Origin of the sequence: Pelomonas dachongensis (assembly GCF_043555865.1) — a bacterium.
Taxonomy (GTDB): Bacteria; Pseudomonadota; Gammaproteobacteria; order Burkholderiales; family Burkholderiaceae_C; genus Pelomonas; species Pelomonas dachongensis.
This window is the reverse complement of record NZ_JBIGHY010000016.1, coordinates 1-19,469: the sequence shown is the minus strand read 5'-3', so window position 1 is coordinate 19,469 and position 19,469 is coordinate 1. Positions and strand designations below refer to the sequence as shown.

The 19,469-nt window shown below is 69.8% G+C and carries 20 protein-coding genes; 14 read left to right on the top strand and 6 right to left on the bottom strand.

Going from position 1 to position 19,469, the window contains the following annotated elements; all coding sequences use genetic code 11:
• Nucleotides 1-144 precede the first annotated feature (144 nt).
• Nucleotides 145-1,668, bottom strand: a complete 1,524-nt coding sequence (locus ACG02S_RS24640; protein WP_394473151.1) for a methyl-accepting chemotaxis protein — start codon at nt 1,666-1,668, stop codon at nt 145-147.
• A gap of 123 nt (nt 1,669-1,791) precedes the next feature.
• On the opposite strand from ACG02S_RS24640, the gene ACG02S_RS24635 reads away from it, so the two are divergent.
• Nucleotides 1,792-2,607, top strand: a complete 816-nt coding sequence (locus ACG02S_RS24635) for a substrate-binding periplasmic protein (protein ID WP_394473150.1) — start codon at nt 1,792-1,794, stop codon at nt 2,605-2,607.
• Here ACG02S_RS24635 and xdhC read toward each other — a convergent pair.
• Nucleotides 2,558-3,313: a xanthine dehydrogenase accessory protein XdhC gene (gene xdhC / locus ACG02S_RS24630; protein WP_394473149.1), complete on the bottom strand. Its 756-nt coding sequence runs from the start codon at nt 3,311-3,313 to the stop codon at nt 2,558-2,560. The two genes, ACG02S_RS24635 and xdhC, sit on opposite strands and share 50 nt — an antisense overlap.
• Nucleotides 3,314-3,329: 16 nt before the next feature.
• Here xdhC and ACG02S_RS24625 point away from each other — a divergent pair, with 16 nt between their 5' ends.
• A complete protein-coding gene (locus ACG02S_RS24625; protein WP_394473148.1) occupies nt 3,330-3,521 on the top strand; it encodes a hypothetical protein in 192 nt (63 codons plus the stop codon).
• 16 nt (nt 3,522-3,537) lie between these two features.
• On the opposite strand, the gene uraH is transcribed toward ACG02S_RS24625, so the two are convergent.
• Nucleotides 3,538-3,891 (bottom strand): hydroxyisourate hydrolase, encoded by a 354-nt coding sequence (gene uraH, locus ACG02S_RS24620; RefSeq protein WP_394473147.1) that lies wholly within the window; start codon nt 3,889-3,891, stop codon nt 3,538-3,540.
• A gap of 49 nt (nt 3,892-3,940) precedes the next feature.
• Between uraH and puuE the strand changes: the two genes are divergently transcribed.
• The 4 genes from puuE (at nt 3,941) to ACG02S_RS24600 (ending at nt 8,163) form a co-directional block, all read left to right on the top strand.
• Nucleotides 3,941-4,906, top strand: a complete 966-nt coding sequence (puuE, locus tag ACG02S_RS24615) for an allantoinase PuuE (RefSeq protein ID WP_394473146.1) — start codon at nt 3,941-3,943, stop codon at nt 4,904-4,906.
• Entirely contained in the window at nt 4,903-6,651 is a 1,749-nt protein-coding gene (gene uraD / locus ACG02S_RS24610; RefSeq protein WP_394473145.1) for a 2-oxo-4-hydroxy-4-carboxy-5-ureidoimidazoline decarboxylase, read from the top strand. The genes puuE and uraD overlap by 4 nt, the downstream gene beginning before the upstream one ends.
• Entirely contained in the window at nt 6,651-6,869 is a 219-nt protein-coding gene (locus tag ACG02S_RS24605; protein WP_394473144.1) for a hypothetical protein, read from the top strand. The genes uraD and ACG02S_RS24605 overlap by 1 nt, the downstream gene beginning before the upstream one ends.
• Nucleotides 6,870-6,942: 73 nt before the next feature.
• The gene (locus ACG02S_RS24600; RefSeq protein WP_394473143.1) at nt 6,943-8,163 is read left to right on the top strand and encodes a M20/M25/M40 family metallo-hydrolase; all 1,221 of its coding nucleotides are present in this window, start codon (nt 6,943-6,945) and stop codon (nt 8,161-8,163) included.
• 40 nt (nt 8,164-8,203) lie between these two features.
• On the opposite strand, the gene ACG02S_RS24595 is transcribed toward ACG02S_RS24600, so the two are convergent.
• Nucleotides 8,204-8,767, bottom strand: coding sequence for a TlpA family protein disulfide reductase (locus tag ACG02S_RS24595; RefSeq protein ID WP_394473142.1), 564 nt, complete (start codon nt 8,765-8,767; stop codon nt 8,204-8,206).
• An 87-nt stretch (nt 8,768-8,854) separates the two neighbouring features.
• On the opposite strand from ACG02S_RS24595, the gene ACG02S_RS24590 reads away from it, so the two are divergent.
• From ACG02S_RS24590 to ACG02S_RS24560, 7 genes are all read left to right on the top strand, one after another.
• Nucleotides 8,855-9,244, top strand: coding sequence for a DUF2946 family protein (locus ACG02S_RS24590; protein ID WP_394473141.1), 390 nt, complete (start codon nt 8,855-8,857; stop codon nt 9,242-9,244).
• Between the two features lie 88 nt (nt 9,245-9,332).
• Nucleotides 9,333-11,666, top strand: a complete 2,334-nt coding sequence (locus tag ACG02S_RS24585) for a TonB-dependent receptor (protein WP_394473140.1) — start codon at nt 9,333-9,335, stop codon at nt 11,664-11,666.
• Between the two features lie 11 nt (nt 11,667-11,677).
• Nucleotides 11,678-12,985 (top strand): PepSY-associated TM helix domain-containing protein, encoded by a 1,308-nt coding sequence (locus ACG02S_RS24580; RefSeq protein WP_394473139.1) that lies wholly within the window; start codon nt 11,678-11,680, stop codon nt 12,983-12,985.
• Nucleotides 12,986-13,330: 345 nt separating this feature from the next.
• Nucleotides 13,331-14,356 (top strand): glycosyltransferase family 2 protein, encoded by a 1,026-nt coding sequence (locus ACG02S_RS24575; protein WP_394473138.1) that lies wholly within the window; start codon nt 13,331-13,333, stop codon nt 14,354-14,356.
• A gap of 12 nt (nt 14,357-14,368) precedes the next feature.
• Entirely contained in the window at nt 14,369-14,779 is a 411-nt protein-coding gene (locus tag ACG02S_RS24570; protein WP_394473137.1) for a hypothetical protein, read from the top strand.
• A 33-nt stretch (nt 14,780-14,812) separates the two neighbouring features.
• The gene (locus ACG02S_RS24565) at nt 14,813-15,127 is read left to right on the top strand and encodes a hypothetical protein (protein ID WP_394473136.1); all 315 of its coding nucleotides are present in this window, start codon (nt 14,813-14,815) and stop codon (nt 15,125-15,127) included.
• Entirely contained in the window at nt 15,124-16,212 is a 1,089-nt protein-coding gene (locus tag ACG02S_RS24560) for a glycosyltransferase (protein ID WP_394473135.1), read from the top strand. Before ACG02S_RS24565 ends, ACG02S_RS24560 begins: the two co-directional genes overlap by 4 nt.
• Nucleotides 16,213-16,274: 62 nt before the next feature.
• Here the strand turns inward: ACG02S_RS24560 and ACG02S_RS24555 are convergent, their stop codons facing one another.
• Complete coding sequence (locus ACG02S_RS24555; protein WP_394473134.1) at nt 16,275-17,300, bottom strand: PEP-CTERM sorting domain-containing protein; 1,026 nt, start codon at nt 17,298-17,300, stop codon at nt 16,275-16,277.
• A 137-nt stretch (nt 17,301-17,437) separates the two neighbouring features.
• Here ACG02S_RS24555 and ACG02S_RS24550 point away from each other — a divergent pair, with 137 nt between their 5' ends.
• Complete coding sequence (locus tag ACG02S_RS24550; protein ID WP_394473133.1) at nt 17,438-18,628, top strand: glycosyltransferase; 1,191 nt, start codon at nt 17,438-17,440, stop codon at nt 18,626-18,628.
• Between the two features lie 378 nt (nt 18,629-19,006).
• On the opposite strand, the gene ACG02S_RS24545 is transcribed toward ACG02S_RS24550, so the two are convergent.
• A complete protein-coding gene (locus tag ACG02S_RS24545; RefSeq protein ID WP_394473132.1) occupies nt 19,007-19,225 on the bottom strand; it encodes a hypothetical protein in 219 nt (72 codons plus the stop codon).
• Nucleotides 19,226-19,469 lie beyond the last annotated feature (244 nt).

The following is a 19,469-nucleotide window of genomic DNA, read 5'->3' as shown; positions in this document are numbered from 1 at the left end:
AGCGGTGGTGATCTTGAACAGCTCCACCACGGCGGGTGCTGTGGAGCCCAAGCGTCGCGTCCGCGAACTGCTCACCAGTCCGACACCGCTGCGACCCGGCGGAAGTGTATGCAGGCCGGGCCTCTCTGCGCCGCCGGCGCAACCTCAGGCTTTCTTGAAGCCCACGTAGGCTACGCCGATCACACTGCCGCGCTCGTCGCGGATGGGGTGATAGCACGCGTCGAAAAGCGTGCCCAGCACGTCCACCTCGCCGCGGAACGGCTGCCCCCGGCTGACGGTCTCGAACGCCTTGGCCCGCGCCAGCGGCGTGCCCACACCGCGCGAGCCGTCGGGCGCGAGCACGTTGGTGCTGACCCGCACAAAGTCCTCGCCAGCCTTCACGAAGATCGTTGCGGTGGCGCCATGCTGGCGCTTGATTTCGTCCACCAGCGCGTAATGCTTGTTCAACTTCTGGCTGCCGAAATAGAGGCCGGGCACCTTTCGGTCGCCAACCGCCTCCGTTCCCTGCAGTCGCGGCACGCCGAGCTGGGCGAGGCCGGCCTGCAGCGCCGCGATGGTCACTTCCGGGTTGCCCGCCGCGTGCAGCCGGAAGAAAGCCACGGCGCCCACGAGCTGCTGCGCCTGCTCGCGCAGGCTGGCCGCAGCCGCGGCGCTCTGCTCCACCAGCGCGGCGTTCTGTTGAGTGGATTGGTCCATCTGCGTGACGGACTCGCTCACGTCGCTGACATGGCGGGCCTGCTCGGCGCTGGCACTGCTGATGCCGTTGACGATGCGGTCGACCGTCTGGATGGCGGCCACCACCTCCTGCATGGTCTGGCCCGCACCATTCACCTGCCGCGAGCCCTGCTGCACGCGCTCTCCGCTCTCGGTGATGAGCTGCTTGATCTCCCGCGCGGCCTGGGCGCTGCGCTGGGCAAGGGCCCGGACCTCACCAGCCACCACCGCGAAGCCGCGCCCCTGCTCGCCAGCGCGTGCGGCCTCCACCGCGGCATTGAGCGCCAGGATGTTGGTCTGGAAGGCAATGCTGTCGATGACGCCGATGATCTCGGCGATGCGGGCCGAACTGGTGCTGATGCCATGCATGGTGTTCACCACCTCGCCCACCACCTGGCCGCCGTGTGTCGCCACACCCGAGGCGTTGGCCGCCACGCCGGACGCCTCGCGCGCATGCTCGGCGCCCAGCAACACCTGCTGATGCAGCGTGGCCATGGCACCGGCCGTGCGCTGCAGCGCAGCGGCCTGCAGCTCGGTGCGCTGCGACAGGTCCATGTTGCCGGTGGCGATCTCGGCGCTGGCCATGGACACGGCCTCGGCGCCCTCGCGCACCTGGGCCACCGCGGCCATCAGCCGCTGCTGCAGGCGCGCCAGCCCCGCCGTCAAGCTGGCGTCGTCGCCTGCGGCCACCGCCCAGGTCTGGGTCAGGTCGCCCTCGGCCATGCGCTGCATCTGGCTCGACACGACGTGCAGGTCGCCCCCCAGCTCGCGCCGCTGGACGCGCGTCAACCACACCGTCAGGGCCGTGCCCGACACCAGGCTGCCGCCCAGCAAGGCCCACAGCAAGCCGCGCGAGCCCGCCCCACCGGAGCCCAGCGCCTGCAGCGCCACACCGCAGGCCAGCACCGCCAACAACGTCAGCCAGCCCAAGGCCAGTCCGAACCGGGTCGCCATGGGCACACCAGCCATCCCCCGCGCTTCTGGATGCATACGCTTCTCCCTGCCTGATGTTTCGCCGAGCGTTGTATCACTGCCCGGCGCTTCCCCCAGCGTCCCGGCGCGCCTCACAATTCGCACATGCCCGTTTCAACCGCCCGACGCCTGCTGCTCTGCCTGGCCGCCGCGCTCGCAGCCCCGCCGGCGCTGGGCGCGGAGGCCACCACGGTGCACCTGGCCACCAACGTCGAGCGCAGTTACTTTCCGCCCGCCGAAGCCCTGCTCACCAAGGCCTACGCCTCGCTGGGACTTAAGGTGGAGTTCCGGCCCTGGCCGCTGCCACGCACGCAGCTGGAACTGCGCGCCGGCCGGCTGGACGGCGTGGCCATGCGCGCGGAAGCCTTCTTCGAGCAATCGCCCTTCATGCGCCGGGTGGACGTGCCGCTGCTGGAGCTGCACGTCTACGCCTACGCCCGGCCGCCCTGCCCGCGCAGCCTTGCGCTGGCCGAGCTGGGGCAGCAGCGTGTGACCTACCAGCGCGGCATGGTGGCCGCCGAGGCCCTGGTTCCAGAGGCCGCGCGCCGGCCGGCCAACACGCCGAGCGATGCCTTCCTGAACGTGAGCACCGGCACCGCCGACGTGGCGCTGGTGCTCACCACGCCATGGATGTCCGAGGTGCCGGTGGATACCCGCGACGGCAGCCTGTGCCGAGTGAGCACGCCGCTGAGCCGCACCCAGCTGTTCCACGGCGTGCACGAGTCCCGCGATGCGTGGGTGCAGCCGCTTACGCAGGCCTTGCGCACGCTGAAGGAGCGGGGTGAGCTGCACAAGGCGTGGGCCGACTACGAGCGCGAGGTCGGCTTGCCCAGCAACCGGCTGCAGGCGCTGCCCGGGCGCAGTCTCACGATCACGCAGCCGGAAGCGCCAGGATCTGCGCTAGCACAGCCACTGCGATGACGGCGGGCTGCTTGCCCGCCACGCCCGCCACGCCGATGGGGCAGACCACCTGATCCAGCTCGGCCGCGGTGAAGCCGCGCGCCTCCAGGCGATGCCGGAAGCTGGCCCACTTGGTGCGGCTGCCGATCATGCCGATGAAGGCCAGGTCTTGCCGCTCGCGCTGGCGCTTCAGGCAGGCCGCTACGAGGTTGAAGTCCTCGGCGTGGCTGTAGCTCATGATGAGCACGGCCGAACCGGGCGCGAGGTCGGGCACCACATCGGCAATCGGGTCTGCCGCCTCCTGGCGCCAGCCGGGGGCGGGTGGCTCGGGGGGGAATTGATCTGCGCGGCTGTCCACCCAGTGCAGCGCCAGCGGCAACTCGCGCGCGATGCGGGCAATGGCCAGGCCCACATGGCCGGCACCGAACAGCGCGACTGGTCGCAGCGGGCCCGCGGGCAGCCTGACTTGAAGGTCCTCTCCCGCGGCGACTCGCTCGAAGCGCAGCCACACCACGCCGCCGCAGCACTGGCCCAGACCCGGACCCAGCGGGTAGCGCACCTCGGGCTCCAGCTTGCCACCGGCCAACGCCACACGGGCCCGGGCGATGGCATCGAACTCCAAATGGCCGCCGCCCACGGTGCCGGAGAGGCCATAGTCCGTCACCGTCATCCATGCGCCGACCTCGCGCGGCACGCTGCCGCTGGTGCGGGCGACTGTGACAAGCATGCATTCGGCATCAACCATGCTGCGCCCTCCGCCTCATGCGCAGGCGTTTGAAGCGCAGGAATACGCCCAGGCCAAGCAGGGCGAGCAAGCCAGCCAACAGGATTTGCCCGAGTGCCGCAGCGACCGCGCCACCGCCCCACAGGCCAAACATCGCCAATCCATCAACGAATGCGTAGAGCCCCCCGCCCCGGTCTTCACCCCGGCGTGAACGCTGGGTGTTGGGTTCAGCTGCCACGATAGGTCGAGTAGGACCACGGCGACGCCAGCAACGGCACGTGGTAGTGCGAACTCACGTCGGCAATGCCGAAATCCAGCGGCACCTCGTCCAGGAAGGGCGGCTCGGGCAGCGTCTCACCGCGGTCGCGGAAATAGGCCGCCACCTCAAACACCAACCGGTAGCGGCCTGCCAGGAAGTCCGTCCCTTCCAGCACCGGGCCGTCGGCGCGGCCGTCACCATTCAGGTGCAGGCTGCGCAGCCATTGGGGCCCTTGCGCATCGAAGCGGTACAGCCGCACGCCCATGCCGGCCGCAGGGCAGCCGTTGGCGGTGTCGAGCACGTGTGTTGTCAGTTTGCCCATCGGGATTCCGTTCAGCCTTGCCGCGTGCGGCTTGATGCAAAGTGTAGGGATGAGCATTGCACGCTACCCCCGCGACCTGATCGGCTACGGCGAGAACCCACCTCATGCGCAATGGCCGGGCCAGGCCCGCGTGGCCGTGCAGTTCGTGCTGAATTACGAGGAAGGTGGCGAGAACTCGGTGCTGCACGGCGATGCCGGCAGCGAGCAGTTCCTGTCGGAGATGGCCAACCCGCCCAGCTTCGCGGCGCGCCACCTCAGCATGGAGAGCATCTACGAATACGGCTCGCGCGCGGGCGTGTGGCGACTGCTGAAGGAGTTCGAGCAACGCGCGCTGCCGCTGACGGTGTTTGGTGTGGGCATGGCGTTGGAACGCCACCCGGACCTGACGCAGGCCTTCGTTGAACTGAACCACGAGATCGCCTCGCACGGCTGGCGCTGGATTCACTACCAGGGCATGGACGAGGACACCGAACGCGCCCACATGGCGCAGGCCATGGCGTCGCTGAAGCGCCTGACGCTGGGCCGCCCTGCAGACGGATTGCATGGCCTGGGCTGGTACACCGGCCGCGACAGCCCCAACACACGCCGGCTTGTCGCCGACTTCGGCGGCTTCGAGTATGACAGCGACTACTACGGCGACGACCTGCCCTTCTGGCTGCAAGTGCGCAAGACGAATGGCGAGCTAGTGCCGCATCTGGTCGTGCCGTACACGCTGGACTGCAACGACATGCGCTTCGCGCTGCCGCAGGGCTTCAGCCACGGCGAGCCGTTCTTCGAGTACCTGAAGGACACGTTCGACGTGCTGTACGCCGAGGGTGCCGACAGCCCCAAGATGATGAGCATCGGCATGCATTGCCGGCTGCTGGGCCGGCCGGGGCGCATGCGTGCGCTGCAGCGCTTCCTCGATCACATCGAGTCACATAGCCGCGTGTGGGTGTGCCGGCGCCTCGACATTGCGCGGCACTGGAAGGCCGCGCACCCCTTCGACGCCAAGACCGCTTTCGTGTGGGAATGATGACACTGGACCAACTCAACAACGCCAACGCCGCCGACTTCGTCGCGCTGCTGGACGGCACCTACGAACACTCGCCGTGGATTGCCGAGCGCGCTGCGGCAGCTCGACCGTTCAAGTCGCTGGCCGCGCTGAAGGTGGCGCTTGCGCACGTCTTGCGCGAGGCCACCTTGGGTGAACAGCTGGGCCTGATTCGCGCCCACCCCGAGCTGGCCGGCAAGGCCGCGGTGGCGGGCGAGCTGACGGCGGAATCGACGAACGAGCAGCAGAAGGCCGGGCTCACGGCCTGCACGCAGGAAGAATTTGCGAAGTTGCAGCAGCTGAACGCCCACTACAACGCGCGCTTCGGCTTCCCGTTCATCCTGGCGGTCCGCGGCCCGCGTGGCACCGGTTTCACACGGGAGGAAATCATCGCGACCTTCGAGCGCCGGCTGCGCGCCCACCCGGACCTGGAGCGCGCCGAATGCTTAAGGCAGATCCACCGCATCGCCGAGATCCGTCTGAACGACAAGTTCGGCGTGAAGCCGCGGCTGGGAGAACAGCTGTGGGACTGGGCGGCCGAACTCGCGCGCCACAGCGACACCGACGACTTCCTCACCTGCACTTACGCCACGCCTGCACACACCGCCGTCGCGGCACAGCTGATGGCGTGGATGCGCGATGAGTGCGGCTTCGACGAAGTCAGCCGCGACGCCGTTGGCAATGTCGTGGGTGTCTACCGCGGCACCAGCGAGCAGCGACTGCTGACCGGCAGCCACTACGACACCGTGCGCCGCGCCGGCCGCTTCGACGGGCGTCTGGGCATCTTCGTGCCCATGCTGGTCGTGCGCGAGCTGAGCCGCGCAGGCCAGCGCCTGCCGTTCGGCATCGAGGTGGTGGGCTTCTCGGAGGAGGAATGCCAGCGCTTCCCGGCCGACTTCCTGTCGGCCAGCTCACTCGTCGGCACGTTCGATCCAGCCTGGCTGGACAAGACCGATGCCGCTGGCACCACGCTGCGCGACGCGATGCAGGCCGCCGGCCTGCCGGGCACGGTGGCGGCAATAGCGGCCTGCCAGCGCGACCCGTCGCGCTACCTCGGCTTCGTCGAGGTTCACATCGAGCAAGGTCCGGTGCTGGACAGCCTGGACCTGCCGCTGGGCATCGTCACCAGCATCAACGGCAGCCGCCGTTACACCGGCGAGGTCATCGGACTGGCCAGCCATGCGGGCACAACGCCCATGGGCCAGCGGCGCGACGCCGCGGCGGCCGTGGCCGAGCTGATCCTGTTCGTCGAGCAGCGCGCCGCCGCCGTGCCCGAGGTGGTGGGCACTGTGGGCATGCTCGAGGTGCCGTCGGGCTCCACCAACGTCATCCCCGGCCGCTGCCGTTTCAGCCTGGACCTGCGCGCGACCACCGACACGGCGCGCGACCTGCTGGACCTGGATGTGCGCACCACGCTGCAGGAGATCTGCGCGCGACGCGGCCTGAGCTTCACGCTGGCGCCCACGCTGGCCGCCAACGCCGCGCCCAGCGATGCAGCGTGGCAATCGCGCTGGGAGGCCGCCGTCACCCAGCTGGGCCTGCCGATCCACCGCCTGCCCTCGGGCGCCGGGCACGACGCGATGAAGATGCACGAGCTGCTGCCCCAGGCCATGCTGTTCGTGCGCGGCGGCAATGGCGGCATCAGCCACAACCCGCTGGAGTCGGTGACGATGGACGACGCGGAGCTGGCGGTACGCGCATTTGAGAAGCTCTTAGCAATCATCTGATGGAATCGACACTGCTCTTCGTTGTCGAGGATGCATTCCAGCTATCGGGCATTGGCTGCACGCTGGTTCCTGGGCCATCGATGGATTTCGGTATCGATGTACGCCCCGGTGATGCGCTGAGATTGGAGCTACCGAATGGAAATCAAATGGACACGCAAGTCGCGGGCTTGGTATCCATCCGCCGCACAAACGCGCGCACCTTAGAACGGTGCCATTGACACTCCCCAAATCCGTACAGAAGGAACAAGTGCCTCCAGGCACTCGCGTCTTTCTCATCGCCAAGCAGATCACATGAGCACCACCGACACCTGGATCGCGAACAACTTCAACGACGAAGTCCGCTTCCTCCAGCAACTCGTCCGCATCCCCACCGACACCCCGCCCGGCAACAACGCGCCGCATGCGGACCGCACGGCGGAGCTGCTGAAGGAGCTCGGCTTCACGGTCGAGAAGCACCCGGCGCCGCTGTGGGCGGTACAGGCGGCAGGCATGCAGTCGGTGACCAACTTGGTCGTGCGGCACCGCTTCTCCACCTATGGCCCCACCGTCGCGCTGAATGCGCATGGCGACGTGGTGCCGCCCGGCGACGGCTGGACGCATGACCCCTACGGCGCCGAGATCGTGGACGGCAAGCTCTACGGCCGTGCCGCCGCGGTCAGCAAAAGCGACTTCGCGACCTACACCTTCGCGCTGCTGGCCTTGAAGAATTCCGGTCTGCCGCTGAAGGGCGCCGTCGAGCTGCACTTCACCTACGACGAGGAGTTCGGCGGCGAGCTGGGCCCGGGCTGGCTGCTGCGCGAGGCCATCACGCGGCCCAAGTTCCTGATCGCCGCGGGCTTCAGCTACCAGGTCGTCACCGCGCACAACGGCTGCCTGCAGCTGGAGGTCACGCTGAACGGCCTGGCCTCGCATGCGGCCTACCCGAGCACGGGCATCGACGCGCTACAGGCCGCCAACAAGATGCTGACCGCGCTCTACGCGCACAACGACGTGCTGAAGACGCGGCTGTCCGCCGTGCCGGGCATCACCCACCCCTACCTGAATGTGGGCCGCATCGAGGGCGGCAGCAACACCAACGTCGTGCCAGGCAAGGTGGTGATGAAGCTGGACCGCCGCATGATCCCGGAGGAGGACGCCACCCAGGTCGAGGCCGAGCTGCGCGCGTTGATCGACGCGGCCGTGGCGCAGAGCCCCGGCGTGACGCTGGACATCAAGCGCCTGTTGCTTGCTCACTCCATGCAGCCACTGCCCGGCGCGGAGCGCCTGATCTCGGCCTTGCAGAAGCATGCCGAGGACGTGTTCGGCGAGCCCATCCCGACGTCCGGCACGCCGCTGTACACCGATGTGCGGCTGTACACCGCGCACGGCGTACCGGCCGCCATCTACGGCGCCGGGCCGCGCACGGTATTGGAGAGCAATGCCAAGCGCGCCGACGAGCACCTGGTGCTGGACGACCTGAAGCGCGCCACGCAGGTCATCGCCCGCACGCTGGCGGACCTGCTCAAGCCCTGACCCGTGGCGCAGTGGCCGGATCGGCCGCTGCACCATCACGTCAGCCCGCGGGCGCGCTGGCCGCCGTCCTTGCCGCGTCCGCCAGCACCGCGTTGACGTGTTTCACCAGAACCTGAACGCTGTCCTCACCCCAGCCACGCTGCCGCGCTGCCACTGAGCCGTCGGCACGCAGCACCACCGTGTAGGGCAGTGAGCTGGGTTTCTGGAAGGCCTGGGCGCTGGCGTCGCCGGGGTCGTACGTGTGCGTCAGCTTCGTCTTGCCCGCCAGCGCACGCTGCAGTTTCCTGAAGACGTCGCGCTCTTCGACATTGACCGCAATGATGGGCAGACGCTCACCCGTCTTGGTCTGCAGGTTTTCCAGCACGGGCAGCTCGTTGCGGCAGTACGGGCACCAAGACGCCCAGAAGAACACGATGACCGGCTTGCCCGCGAAGTCGCTCAGCCGCACGGTCTTGCCGTCCAGTGTCTGGCCCAGCGGCGTCTCGGGCGCGGCCTGCTGCAGCAGCGGCGGATCGGCCTCTTCGGCGCGCGCGCCGGCACTGGCCACCAAGACCGTCGATCCAAGCCAGGCCAGCAGTCCACGGCGATGCAGTTCGGTGTCCATCCAAGCTCCCTCAGCCGGTGCGTGCCAGCTTGAGCAGATCTTAGGCGGCCCGGGCCGCGGCTCTGGCGCTCCTAGAATGCCTCGCCCATGCCCACACTGACCCACGCCCGCGCGCGCCGCCAATCCTGGTGGTGGCTGGCCGTGCTTGTGCTGGGCATGCTGGCGCCGGGCATCAGCGCCGCGCTGTCGCATGCGCGCGGCGACTTCTCGGCCTGGCAGGACATCTGCCGCGCACCGAGAGCCAGCCGTGCCGCCGACCAGCCCCCACCCATCGAGGCCGCGCTGGACCTGCTGGCCAAGGGCCACTGCCCGGCCTGCCACCTGGCCGCTGCCGACCTCGCACCGCCGCCCTCGCCGCAGCTGCAGCCGCTGCGCACCGAGCTGGGCTTCGAGGCCCCCGAGCGGTTCTGGACCGCCCCGGTCACCGCGCACGCCTGGCGCCCCGCCAGCGCACGCGCCCCTCCTGCATTGATCTGAGCAAGACGCCCGACCCGGCGGCCTGACGGCCCCGGGCGCCGCCCCATGCCGCACCGGCTGGGGCCTGACTCCGATCACTGCTGTTTCCATGACCCAACACACCCTCACGGGGCTGGCGCTCGCCTGCCTCGCCTGCCTCGCATGCATCAACGCGCACGCCCAGGGCGTCGCCACCGATGCCCAGCTCGCCCCCGTAACCGTCAACGGCACCGCCAGCAAGACTGGCCTGCCCGCAGCCGTGCCCGGCACCACCGCCAGCAAGACGGCCGAGCAGCTGCGCGAGCAAAACCTGTTCAACCCCGAAGACGCGCTGAACTACGCGCCCGGCACCACGGTGCGCAAGCGCTACCTGGGCGACCGCAACGCGCTGCTGGCCGGCCGCAGTTTCGGCACGCTGCAGCCGTCCCGCGCGCTGGTCTACCTGGACGGCTACCTGATCAGCAACTTCCTGGGTCGCTTCGACGCGCCGCGCTGGAACATGATCTCGCCCGAGGCCATCGCTCGCGTGGACCTGCTCTACGGCCCCTTCTCGGCGCTGTTCCCCGGCAACTCCATCGGCACCACGGTGGCCGTGAGCCAGCGCGTGCCGCAGGGCTTCGAGCTGTCGGGCCGGCTCATCGCCAGCAGCCAGAAGTTCAAGCAGTACGGCCGCAGCGAGCGCTTCGACGCCGGCCAGTTCTCGCTGCACGTGGCCAACCGTTTCGACGGCGGCCTGTGGCTGAGTGCCGACCTGAACCACCAGGACGCCACCTCCCAGCCCATGCAGTACCAGACCGTCGTGGCGAATGCCGCCGGCAACTTCCCTGCGGCGGCGGGCACAGCCACCACCGTCACCGGCATCGTCTACGACACCGACCCCAAGGGCCTCAAGCGCGCCGTCTTCGGCGCCAACTCGGGCGCCATCGACCACACGGTGCAGGACACGCTGAACCTGCGCGGCGGCCTGATGCTCACGCCCACGCTGGAGGCCAGCGCAATGGTCTCCTGGTGGCGCAACGACACCGAGACGCGTAACGACAGCTGGCTGCGCGATGCGGCGGGCAACACCGTCTGGTCCGGCGTCGTCACCGACGGCACCAACCACTTCAGCATCCCGCCAAGCGGTTTTGCGCCCTACACCCGGCTGGAGACACACCAGCAGCTGGGCGCCACGCTCAAGACCAAGCGCGGCCCGGGCTGGAATGGCTCGTTGGTGGTGTCGGACTACCGGCTGCTGAAGGACGCCAACCGCCAGGCCAACAACCCTGCCCCGGTCGCAACCAACGGCGGCGCCGGCAGCCTGACGCTGCGCGACGGCACCGGCTGGGACACCGCCGAGGTGCAGGCCAGCTACACGCCCACGGCGGGTGACTGGGGCGGTGGCCGCCACAGCCTGGCGCTGGGCCTGCACCGCAACGGCTACCGGCTGGAGAACGCCGTCAACGCGGCCGCCGACTGGCGCAACGACACCGGCAGCCAGACGCAGTTCTACGGCGGCAAGACCGAGGTCACGGCAGTCTATGTGCAGGACGCCTGGCGCCTCACAGACGACTGGCTGCTGACGCTGGGCTGGCGCGAGGAGCGCTTCAAGGCCTTCGCCGGGCGCCAGCTGGGCGGCGGCGTGACGGTCAACTACGACGGCCGCACGCTGACCGGCAGCTCGCCCAAGGCAGCGCTGGCCTGGGCCGCGACGGACCGCCTGCTGCTCAAGGCCAGCCTCGGCCGCGGCGTTCGCTTCCCCAACGTGGAGGAGCTGTACAACGGCACCGTCACCGCCACCAGCCAGACGCTATCCGATCCGACGCTGAAGGCCGAGACGGGCGATGCCTTCGAGCTGAGCGCCGAGCAGGACTGGGACCGCCAACGCCTGCGCGTGTCGCTGTACTGGGACGATGTGCGCGACGCCATCCTGCGCCAGTCCACCACCGACGCTGCCGTCTGCAAGACCACCGCCACCGGCGCCAGCAGCTATACCTGCGTGCAGAACGTGGACCGCGTGAAGACGAACGGCATCGAGCTGGCCTGGCAGGCGCAAGACCTGGCCCTGAAGGGCTTGGCGCTGGAAGCCAGCGCGGCCTACACCTTCAAGAGCGAAGTCACCGCCAACAGCCGCGACCCGGCGATGGTGGGCAAGTGGTGGCTGCGCGTACCGCGCACCCGCGCCGCGGTGCAGGCGAGCTACCGGCCCGCTGCGCAATGGCTGTTCGCCGCCGGCTGGCGCCATCAGGGCCGCGCCTACAACGACACCTACAACCTGGACGTGAACCCCAACGTCTACGGCGGTGTCTCCAAGGTCAACCAGCTCGACGTACGCGGCGCCTACAAGTTCAGCCGCCAGCTGGAGCTGGCCCTGGGCATCAACAACCTGACCGACCAGCAGGCCTACCAGAGCCACCCCTACCCGGGCCGCACGCTGTTTGCCGAACTGCGCTTCCAGCGCTGAGAGGAACCTTCATGAGCACGACGAGTTCCGCGGCGCTGAACCGGCTGTTCTGGCGCCTCCACTTCTGGGCCGGCCTGATCAGCTCGCCCATCATCTTGTTCGCCGCGCTGACCGGCCTGCTCTACGTCTTCACGCCCCAGATCGAGGCTTGGCGGCATGCGGACGTGGACCGGGTGACGGTGAGTTCACAGCGCCTGCCGCTCGATGCGCAGGTGCAGGCCGCGCTGGCCGCCGCACCCGACGCGGCGCTGCGCTACGTCGTGCCTGCCCATGCGGCCGACGACAGCACGCAGGTCTGGTTGCGCGCACCGCACGCCCACCACGGCGCCGGCGGTGAACACGACCACGGCTTGCCCACCGGCAGCATCGTCTACGTGAACCCCTACACCGGTCAGGTGCTGGGTCAGCTGCAGGAGATGGAGCGCTTCAAGACCTGGGCCAAGAAGCTGCATTCCACGGCCTTGCAGGGCGACGGCTGGCGCTGGCTCATCGAGCTGGGCGCCAGCTGGATGCTGGTGCTGTTCGCCACCGGCCTGGTCATGTGGTGGCCGCGCTCGCAGGCCCGGGGCGGCGACGGCTGGCGTGCGCTCGTGCCCCGCTGGGGGCGCGGCCGGGCGACGTGGCGCGACCTGCATGCGGTGGTGGCCATCGCGCTGGGCCTGGTGCTGGCCGTCGTGCTGGTCACCGGGCTGACATGGGCCGAACACAGCGGCAAGCGCTTTCGCGACATGCAGCGCGCCCTCGCGCAGGACGCGCCTCGCGCGCCCAAGGGCTTGCAGTCCACAGCCACCGAAGCACCGCCGCTGAGCTGGGAGGCCGCCTACGAGAAAGCGCGCAGCCGCGCGCCCGACATCGCCATGCAGCTCACGCCACCAGCCGGCGAGCGCGGCGTGTGGCGCATCGAGAACTTCGACCGCAGCCAGCCCACCGGCCGCTTCAGCCTGGTGCTGGATGCGCGCAGCGGCGCCACGCTGTTTGCCGGCGGCTGGGAGCGCCTGCCCGCGCTGGCCCAGGCCACGGCGGTGGGCATCCCCTTCCACCGCGGCGAGTTCGGTGTGTGGAACCAGGTGCTGCTGGCACTGGCCGCACTGGCGGCGGTGTTCTCTGTGGTGTCGGGCTTCGTCATGTGGTGGCAGCGCCGGCCGCGCGGCAAGGTCGCGGCGCCAACGCTGCCGGCGCGCACGCTGAAGGCGGTACCGCTGTGGCTGTGGCCGCTGATGGCTGCGCTCGGCTGGGCGATGCCGGTGTTTGGCTGGAGCTTGGTGGCCTTCATCGCGTTGGAGGGGCTGGCGCGAATAGGCCGGGTCCGCGCCGCTTGATCGCGGCTTTGTTCACGGGTCTTGGCGCCGATGATCCATCCCGTCACCAGTGCATGGCCCCCGGCAACGTTGCGGCCCCTGGCGAGACGGCACGCGAGCCGTCCGCGACGCCCATCAGGCCTGCATTGCGTCCTCCGCCCCGGATGTCGCCAGACTGGCCGCCTGCGCTGTGATGCACGCCGCAGCCCCATGCACCCCATCGGGTGCGTCCCGGGCGGCGTGAAGCGCCATTCGCCCCGACGGCTCCGGCCGGCGGGGCGCCTTCTTTGCGCCTTGTTTGCAAGCGCCGCTGCGCGCGCTGCCTCCCACCCTACGATCCGGGCCTTTGCCGCCCGAGACCGCCCCATGTCCGCGCCCCTGCCCCGCTTCAGCGTCGTCGTTGCCAACTACAACCATGCGGCGCTGGTGGGCCGGGCCATCGACAGCGTGCTGGGCCAGCAGTACCCGGCGGAGCTGCGCGAGGTGGTCGTCGTCGATGACGGCTCCACCGACGACTCGCGCGAGCGCCTGGCCGCCTGGTGCGACACGCCAGGTGTGCGGCTGGTGCTGCAGGACAACCGCGGCCAGACCGCCGCATTCGCCGCCGGCGTGGCGGTGGCGCAAGGCGACTACATCTGTCTGCTCGACGCCGACGACCACTGCCTGCCGGACCGGCTCGCCGCGGTCGCCGCGCACCTCGACACACTCGGCGCCACGCCCGAGCAGCTGTTCCTGTGTCACGACCTGCAAATCTTGGACGGCGTCGACGGCGCACCTATTGCCGCCACCTGGTTCGACCAGATCGGCCAGCACCGCTTCGGCCCGCACCTGACGCTGAGTGCGGTGCACCACGAGTTCCCGTTCGCGTCGACCTCCGGCATGGTGTTCGGCCGGCCACTGCTGGCGCGCGTGATGGCGCTGCTGCCGCTGCACGAGTGGCGGATGTTTGCCGATGCCATCCTGGGCCACACCGCCATGCTGCTGGCCGGCGAGGTGCACTACCTGCGTCGCTGCCTCACCGGCTACGTGGTGCACGGTAGGAACGACAACGCCAGCATCGTGGCCGGCCGATACGTCGCCAAGGCGCGCTGGAACGACAGCCGCGCGCGCCAGCTGCGGCTGCTGGAACTGCTGGTCGACACGCTGCCGTTCAGCGCCGACGAGCGCGCCGAACGCTGGGGCTACCTGGCGCGGCTGGAGCACGCTTACCGCACCGTGTCGGCCGATCGTTCCCGGCCGCAGCCGCTGATCAGCCTGGTGGTCGACGCGCAGGGCGCGCCGCCCGACTGGATGCAGGCCACCGCGGACGCAGCCGCGCGGCTGCGCGACTGCCGCCACGAACTGCTGTGGGTGGGCGACGCTGCCACCCTCGCCGCCCTACCCCCTGACTGACCCGGCACGCCCGTGGCTGTCCCCGAAGGCGCCGACACCTACGCCCGCCTGCGCGCCGGCCACGCCGCAGCGCGCGGCGGCTACCTGTGCTTTCTGGACGCCGGCGACCGGCCCGACCCGCTGTTCGGCGCCCGCCACCTGCACGCCCACCGCCACGGCAGCCTGCCGATGTTCACGGCCAGCGACCTGCGCCTGCTGCACGCCGACGGCACCCTGATGCACGGCGGCATCCTCGCCACGGCGACGGGCTGGGGCGGCGGCGCGCTGCCGGCGTTCGCGCACACGCTGCGCGACTGGCCGCTGGCGCCGCTGCCCAGCCTGCTGATCCGCCGCACGCCCATCCTGGACGCCTTCTTCGGCGCCGACAGCCTGCCGCTGCCGCCTCGGCTGGCCGGCTGGCTGCTGGCGCACTACCTGGTGTAGCTCGGCGGCGCCACGCGGCTGCAGGAGAACCTGATGGACCTGCGGCTGCCGCCCGACGCCACCCCCAACGCGGCCTGGCTGTCGCGCTTCGTCGACCGCCACGGCCCCACGCCGGCGCCGGACCTGGGGGCCGCCGCCGAAGCGCTGTTCGTTGCCTATGCGCGTGCCCGCAGCGAGGAGCGCGCGTTTCTCTCCGAAGCCTGGGAGACGCGCTTCCTGTGGTGGCTGCTGCAGTCGGGCGACGCCCACACGCCAGCGCGGCTGGCGGCCCTGGCGCGCACCGCGGCCGACGCTGCATTCGGCGCACGCGTCCTGGATGTGCTGAACAGGCACGCGGCCCGGCGATGAGCACCCGCGTCACGCTGCTCACCACCGTCGACTTCTGGACGCCGGGCTCGGGGCACCGGGCCCGCATTGACAGCCTGGTGCGCGGCCTGGCCGGCGAGGTGGCGCTGACCGTGCTGCTGCCCACGCCGGCCCCGCCGGCCGCCGCAGCCCACCTGGCGGCCACCGCGCCGCAGGCCCGCCTGGCCAGCCTGCGGCCGCCGCCGGACGGCCCCAGGGACTTGGCCCTGGCCCGCCTGAACGGCTTTTTCGCCGCCCATGCGCAGGACGCCTGCATCATCGAGTTCATGCAGCTGAGCTGGATGCTGCCCGCCGTGCCGCCGGGCGTCATGCGCCTGATCGACACGCACGCGGTGGCCAGCCAGCACGACGCGATGCTCGCCCAGCGCGGCCTGCTGCCGGGGCCGGTCATCAGCGCCGCGCAGGAGCGCGGGCTGCTGGCCGCGTACGACAGCGTCATCGCCATCTGCGCGCCCGATGCCGCCGTGTACGCCGGCTGGCTGGGCGCAGACAAGGTGGTGCTGGCGCCGCATGCGCAGCCGCTTCACAGCAGCCCGCACCGCCCCGAGGCCGAGCGGCTGCTGCTGGTGGCCGGCGACTACCCACCCAATCGCGAGGGCCTGACCTGGTTCCTCGGCGAGGTCTGGCCGCACCTGCGGGACTGGGACGACAGGCTGACGCTGGACGTGGTGGGCAGCGTGGGCCCCGGCCTGGGGCTGGCGTCGGACCAGGGCGAGGGGTTGCTGGTGCACGGCCAGGTGCCCGACCTGACCGCCGCCTATGCGCGCGCCGACCTGTGTATCAACCCCGTACGCTGCGGCGGCGGGCTCAAGATCAAGACGGTGGAGGCGCTGGCCCATGGCCGCCCGCTCATCACGACGGCCCACGGCGCGCGCAGCCTGGAAGCCCACGCCGGCCGGGCCTTCGCGGTCGCGGATACGCCGGCGGCGTGGGTGGACGTGGTGGTGCAGCTGGCCGACGACCTGCCGGCGCGAGAACGGCTCGCGCAGACCGCCCGGGCCCTAGCCGCCGACCAGTTCAGCGCCGCCGCCTGCTACGGGCCGCTGATCGCCGCACTGCGCCGCTGAACCGAAAAAGGCGCCCCCAGGCGCCTTGTCATCGACCGCGAGGGTCGATCAAACGGTTGCGATCACTCGCCGTTGCCCTGCCGGCGCTTGCGACGCGCCAGACCCGCGGCGCCCACCGCCAGGCCCACCAGCGCGAGGCTGGCCGGCTCGGGCAGGTCTTGCGCCGCGGCGTTCGCGGTCAGCACGAAGCCGTCTGCGTCGACCGGCGTCGAGGGCGAGCCCCAGACGTCCATGGGGTCGCCGTAGAAGGAACCCGCATAGCCCACCGCGACGGTGCGCTCGCAGGTGGCATCGCTGGCAACCGCGCTGCGGGTGGCGTATTCACCGTAGCCGCCGTAACCATAGCCGCCACAGTCTTCCGTGAAGCTGTAGACGCCGACGTTCGCGCCCGAACTCGTGCCCACGACCGACTGCACATCGAAGAAGGCGCCCGCCTCAACCACGCCCAGGTCGACCGTGTAGTAGTCGTTGTTCCAGCTGTAGCTGCCGTCCTGCACGCCAGCCGTCAGGTCGTCTGCATTGGTCAGCACGGTGCCGGTGCGCGTGGCGGTGGTGCCGGCGGCGGTGGTGGTAATGGCAGCGCCGGAGCTGAACTTGGTGATCCAGGTCGTGCCGTCCAGGCTGACCTGAACCGAGGCCGCGTAGGCGGACGTCAGCGATTCGCCGGTCGTCAGGTCGCGATAGCCGTTGGAGAAGGCCGAGATCGAGCCGCCGTAGATGTGGAAGCTCAACGTGTAGTGCTGGGCCACGCCGCTCAGGTTCTGGAAGCGGTTGACGAACTGGGCGCTGCTGGAGCCGGTGCCGGTGCCGTTCACGTTGGAATGGACGGCGTAGGCGCCACCGCTGTGGGCGAATGCGTAGCCGGACGTCCAGCCCGATGCATCGCTGGCGCTGGTGCTGCTGTTCACATACGAGAACGGCGCCGTCGACGGGAACTCGGAGGTGTACGTCGTGCCGTTGCCGCTGGCGACGGCAGCGGCGCTGGACGCGCCGATGACGGGTTCGGCGTGGGCGATGGCAACGCTGCCCAGCAGCGTGGCCAGCGCGGCCAGGGTCATCCGCGACAGGCGGGATTGGGGCAAGATCATGCGAAAACTCTCCAGTGAAAATCGCGCGCACCGAATGCAAACTTGATGCCACAGAAAAATATCCATACGCAGCAGTCACTTAGAAATTTTCTTGCACCCCCCTAATTCAAAATTTCTCAAATCTGTCGACACCACCTATGTCCCGCATCCTGATGGCCTGGGAGATGGGCGCCAACATGGGCCACATCGACCGCCTGCTGCTAACGGCCCGGGCGCTGCGTTCGCGGGGCCACGAGGTCAGCTTCGTGCTGCGCGACCTGTCGCGTGCGCATGCGCGCATCGCCGCCGAGGGGTTTGCCATCGGGCAGGCACCGGTGTGGCTGCCCAAGCTGGCCAATCCGCCGCCGCTGAGCAACTACACCACCGTGCTGGCCGCCGCCGGCTGGCTGGACGCGCCCGGTCTGGCCGGTCTCATCAGCGGCTGGCGGCGCTGGTACGAGGTGCTGCAGCCCGACGTGCTGATCTGCGACCACGCGCCCACCGCGCTGCTCGCGTCACGCGGGCTGGGCATGAGCGTCTGGACCATTGGCACCAGCTTCGAGGTGCCGCCGCGCGGCGCGCACTTTCCGCCCATGGCGCATTGGGAGCCGTGCAGCGGCTCGCGCAGCGCCACCGACGACGCCACGCTGCTGCCCGCCGCCAACCAGGCCCTGGCCCTGCACGGCCTGGCACCGCTGGCCCGCCTGACCGATCTGTTCGACGGCTGCCACCAGGCCATCGCCTCGCTGCCAGAGCTGGCCCACTACGACGGCTACGGCCCGGACATGCCGTTCTGCGGCCCCACCTATGTCGGCGACAGCGGCATCGAACCGGTCTGGCCGGGCAGTGTCGGCCCCAAGGTGTTCGCCTACCTGAACCCGGCGCACACCGAATTCGCGCGACTGATGCAGGCCCTGCGCGAACTGGGCGTGCGTGCGCTGGTGCACGCCAAGGGCCTGTCGCCGGCCGGCGCGCAGCGGCTCGGCGGGCCGCAGCTGCGCTTCGAGACGCAGCCCGTGCGGCTGGACCCGGCGCTGGCAGAGGCTGACCTGGTGGTCTCGCACGGCGGCCTGGGCACCGCCACGGCCGCGCTGCTGGCGGGCAAGCCGCAGTTGGCCGTGGCCACCCACATGGAGCAACTGATGACGGGAAGGCGGCTGGCCACGCAAGGCCTCGGGCTGGCTGTGCCGCCCGGCGCCACGGCAACCGACTGGCGGCACCTGATCGGCCAGCTGCTGTCCGACACGCGGATCGCGGCGGCGGCCCGTGCGGTAGCCGACCGGCATCGCGGCGAGACTGCCACGGGCACGGCCGAGAAGCTGGCGGACCTGATCGAGGCTGGGCGCTGAGCAGTGGGGTAAGCCGTTCAGGGCCCGACGCCGTGCTGTGGGCTTATCCGGCGGATCGAATGAAGGCCGAGAACGTCACTTCGAGCGGGCAAACCTGCGTGCGTTCAAAGCAGTAGCGCTCATGCTGTGTGGCAGCGATCTGCGGCTGCTTGCGGCTCAACGACGAAGCGTCAGCCGACGTCGGAGCCGTCCGCTGGAGCGAAAGGTTGAGCCGAGGCGTGCAAGACAAACGACGCGTCGCCCGCACTGCGAAACGGCCTGAGAGGAGTCCTGGACGCGATGCTGAACACATGCCCTCCCACCGACCAGACTTTCACGTCTGCTACTGCGCCCGAGGCCTGAAGCGTTCCTGATCCCAGTTCTAACTCGGCGCGGCTTTCAAACACGGGCTTCGCTTGGCCAGCGAACCTTGAACCAACGCATGCGGTAGAACTCGATTTCGTTCCAGTCCAACAGCCGCTGGACCTTGTTGATGTGGGCAAGCTGCTCGGAATACTTGATGCGCAACTCGACTGGCAGACCCACCTCTATGCCGCGAAGAATGGCTTGCTCGAAGGGAAGAAGGCTCGCCATCGTCCCATAGCTGTTGGGTCCCATGTGATCATGTTCCCGTTCGCAGCTGGGCCTTGTTCAAGCCAGGGACGTGCTGCGAGAGTTGATCCGAACCCTCAAGGCCGAGCAGTCGGTCGTCAAAGTCGCATGAGCCGAGTCCAGGCCCGAGCCCGCACCACCCCTCTGACCCGCACAGAGATTCGAGAGTCCGAATCCAGCCTGGCAGACCTGGCCGAGCGCTACAACATCAGCCGCCAAACGGCCAGGAAGTGGAGGAACCGGGAGGACG

What these genes read in the sequence shown, in the direction of transcription:
- ACG02S_RS24640 (WP_394473151.1), bottom strand. Translation starts at nt 1,668, where the DNA reads ATGGCGACCCGGTTCGGACTGGCCTTGGGCTGGCTGACGTTGTTGGCG.
- ACG02S_RS24635 (WP_394473150.1), top strand. Translation starts at nt 1,792, where the DNA reads ATGCCCGTTTCAACCGCCCGACGCCTGCTGCTCTGCCTGGCCGCCGCG.
- xdhC (WP_394473149.1), bottom strand. Translation starts at nt 3,313, where the DNA reads ATGCTTGTCACAGTCGCCCGCACCAGCGGCAGCGTGCCGCGCGAGGTC.
- ACG02S_RS24625 (WP_394473148.1), top strand. Translation starts at nt 3,330, where the DNA reads ATGCTGCGCCCTCCGCCTCATGCGCAGGCGTTTGAAGCGCAGGAATAC.
- uraH (WP_394473147.1), bottom strand. Translation starts at nt 3,891, where the DNA reads ATGGGCAAACTGACAACACACGTGCTCGACACCGCCAACGGCTGCCCT.
- puuE (WP_394473146.1), top strand. Translation starts at nt 3,941, where the DNA reads ATGAGCATTGCACGCTACCCCCGCGACCTGATCGGCTACGGCGAGAAC.
- uraD (WP_394473145.1), top strand. Translation starts at nt 4,903, where the DNA reads ATGATGACACTGGACCAACTCAACAACGCCAACGCCGCCGACTTCGTC.
- ACG02S_RS24605 (WP_394473144.1), top strand. Translation starts at nt 6,651, where the DNA reads ATGGAATCGACACTGCTCTTCGTTGTCGAGGATGCATTCCAGCTATCG.
- ACG02S_RS24600 (WP_394473143.1), top strand. Translation starts at nt 6,943, where the DNA reads ATGAGCACCACCGACACCTGGATCGCGAACAACTTCAACGACGAAGTC.
- ACG02S_RS24595 (WP_394473142.1), bottom strand. Translation starts at nt 8,767, where the DNA reads ATGGACACCGAACTGCATCGCCGTGGACTGCTGGCCTGGCTTGGATCG.
- ACG02S_RS24590 (WP_394473141.1), top strand. Translation starts at nt 8,855, where the DNA reads ATGCCCACACTGACCCACGCCCGCGCGCGCCGCCAATCCTGGTGGTGG.
- ACG02S_RS24585 (WP_394473140.1), top strand. Translation starts at nt 9,333, where the DNA reads ATGACCCAACACACCCTCACGGGGCTGGCGCTCGCCTGCCTCGCCTGC.
- ACG02S_RS24580 (WP_394473139.1), top strand. Translation starts at nt 11,678, where the DNA reads ATGAGCACGACGAGTTCCGCGGCGCTGAACCGGCTGTTCTGGCGCCTC.
- ACG02S_RS24575 (WP_394473138.1), top strand. Translation starts at nt 13,331, where the DNA reads ATGTCCGCGCCCCTGCCCCGCTTCAGCGTCGTCGTTGCCAACTACAAC.
- ACG02S_RS24565 (WP_394473136.1), top strand. Translation starts at nt 14,813, where the DNA reads ATGGACCTGCGGCTGCCGCCCGACGCCACCCCCAACGCGGCCTGGCTG.
- ACG02S_RS24560 (WP_394473135.1), top strand. Translation starts at nt 15,124, where the DNA reads ATGAGCACCCGCGTCACGCTGCTCACCACCGTCGACTTCTGGACGCCG.
- ACG02S_RS24555 (WP_394473134.1), bottom strand. Translation starts at nt 17,300, where the DNA reads ATGATCTTGCCCCAATCCCGCCTGTCGCGGATGACCCTGGCCGCGCTG.
- ACG02S_RS24550 (WP_394473133.1), top strand. Translation starts at nt 17,438, where the DNA reads ATGTCCCGCATCCTGATGGCCTGGGAGATGGGCGCCAACATGGGCCAC.
- ACG02S_RS24545 (WP_394473132.1), bottom strand. Translation starts at nt 19,225, where the DNA reads ATGGGACCCAACAGCTATGGGACGATGGCGAGCCTTCTTCCCTTCGAG.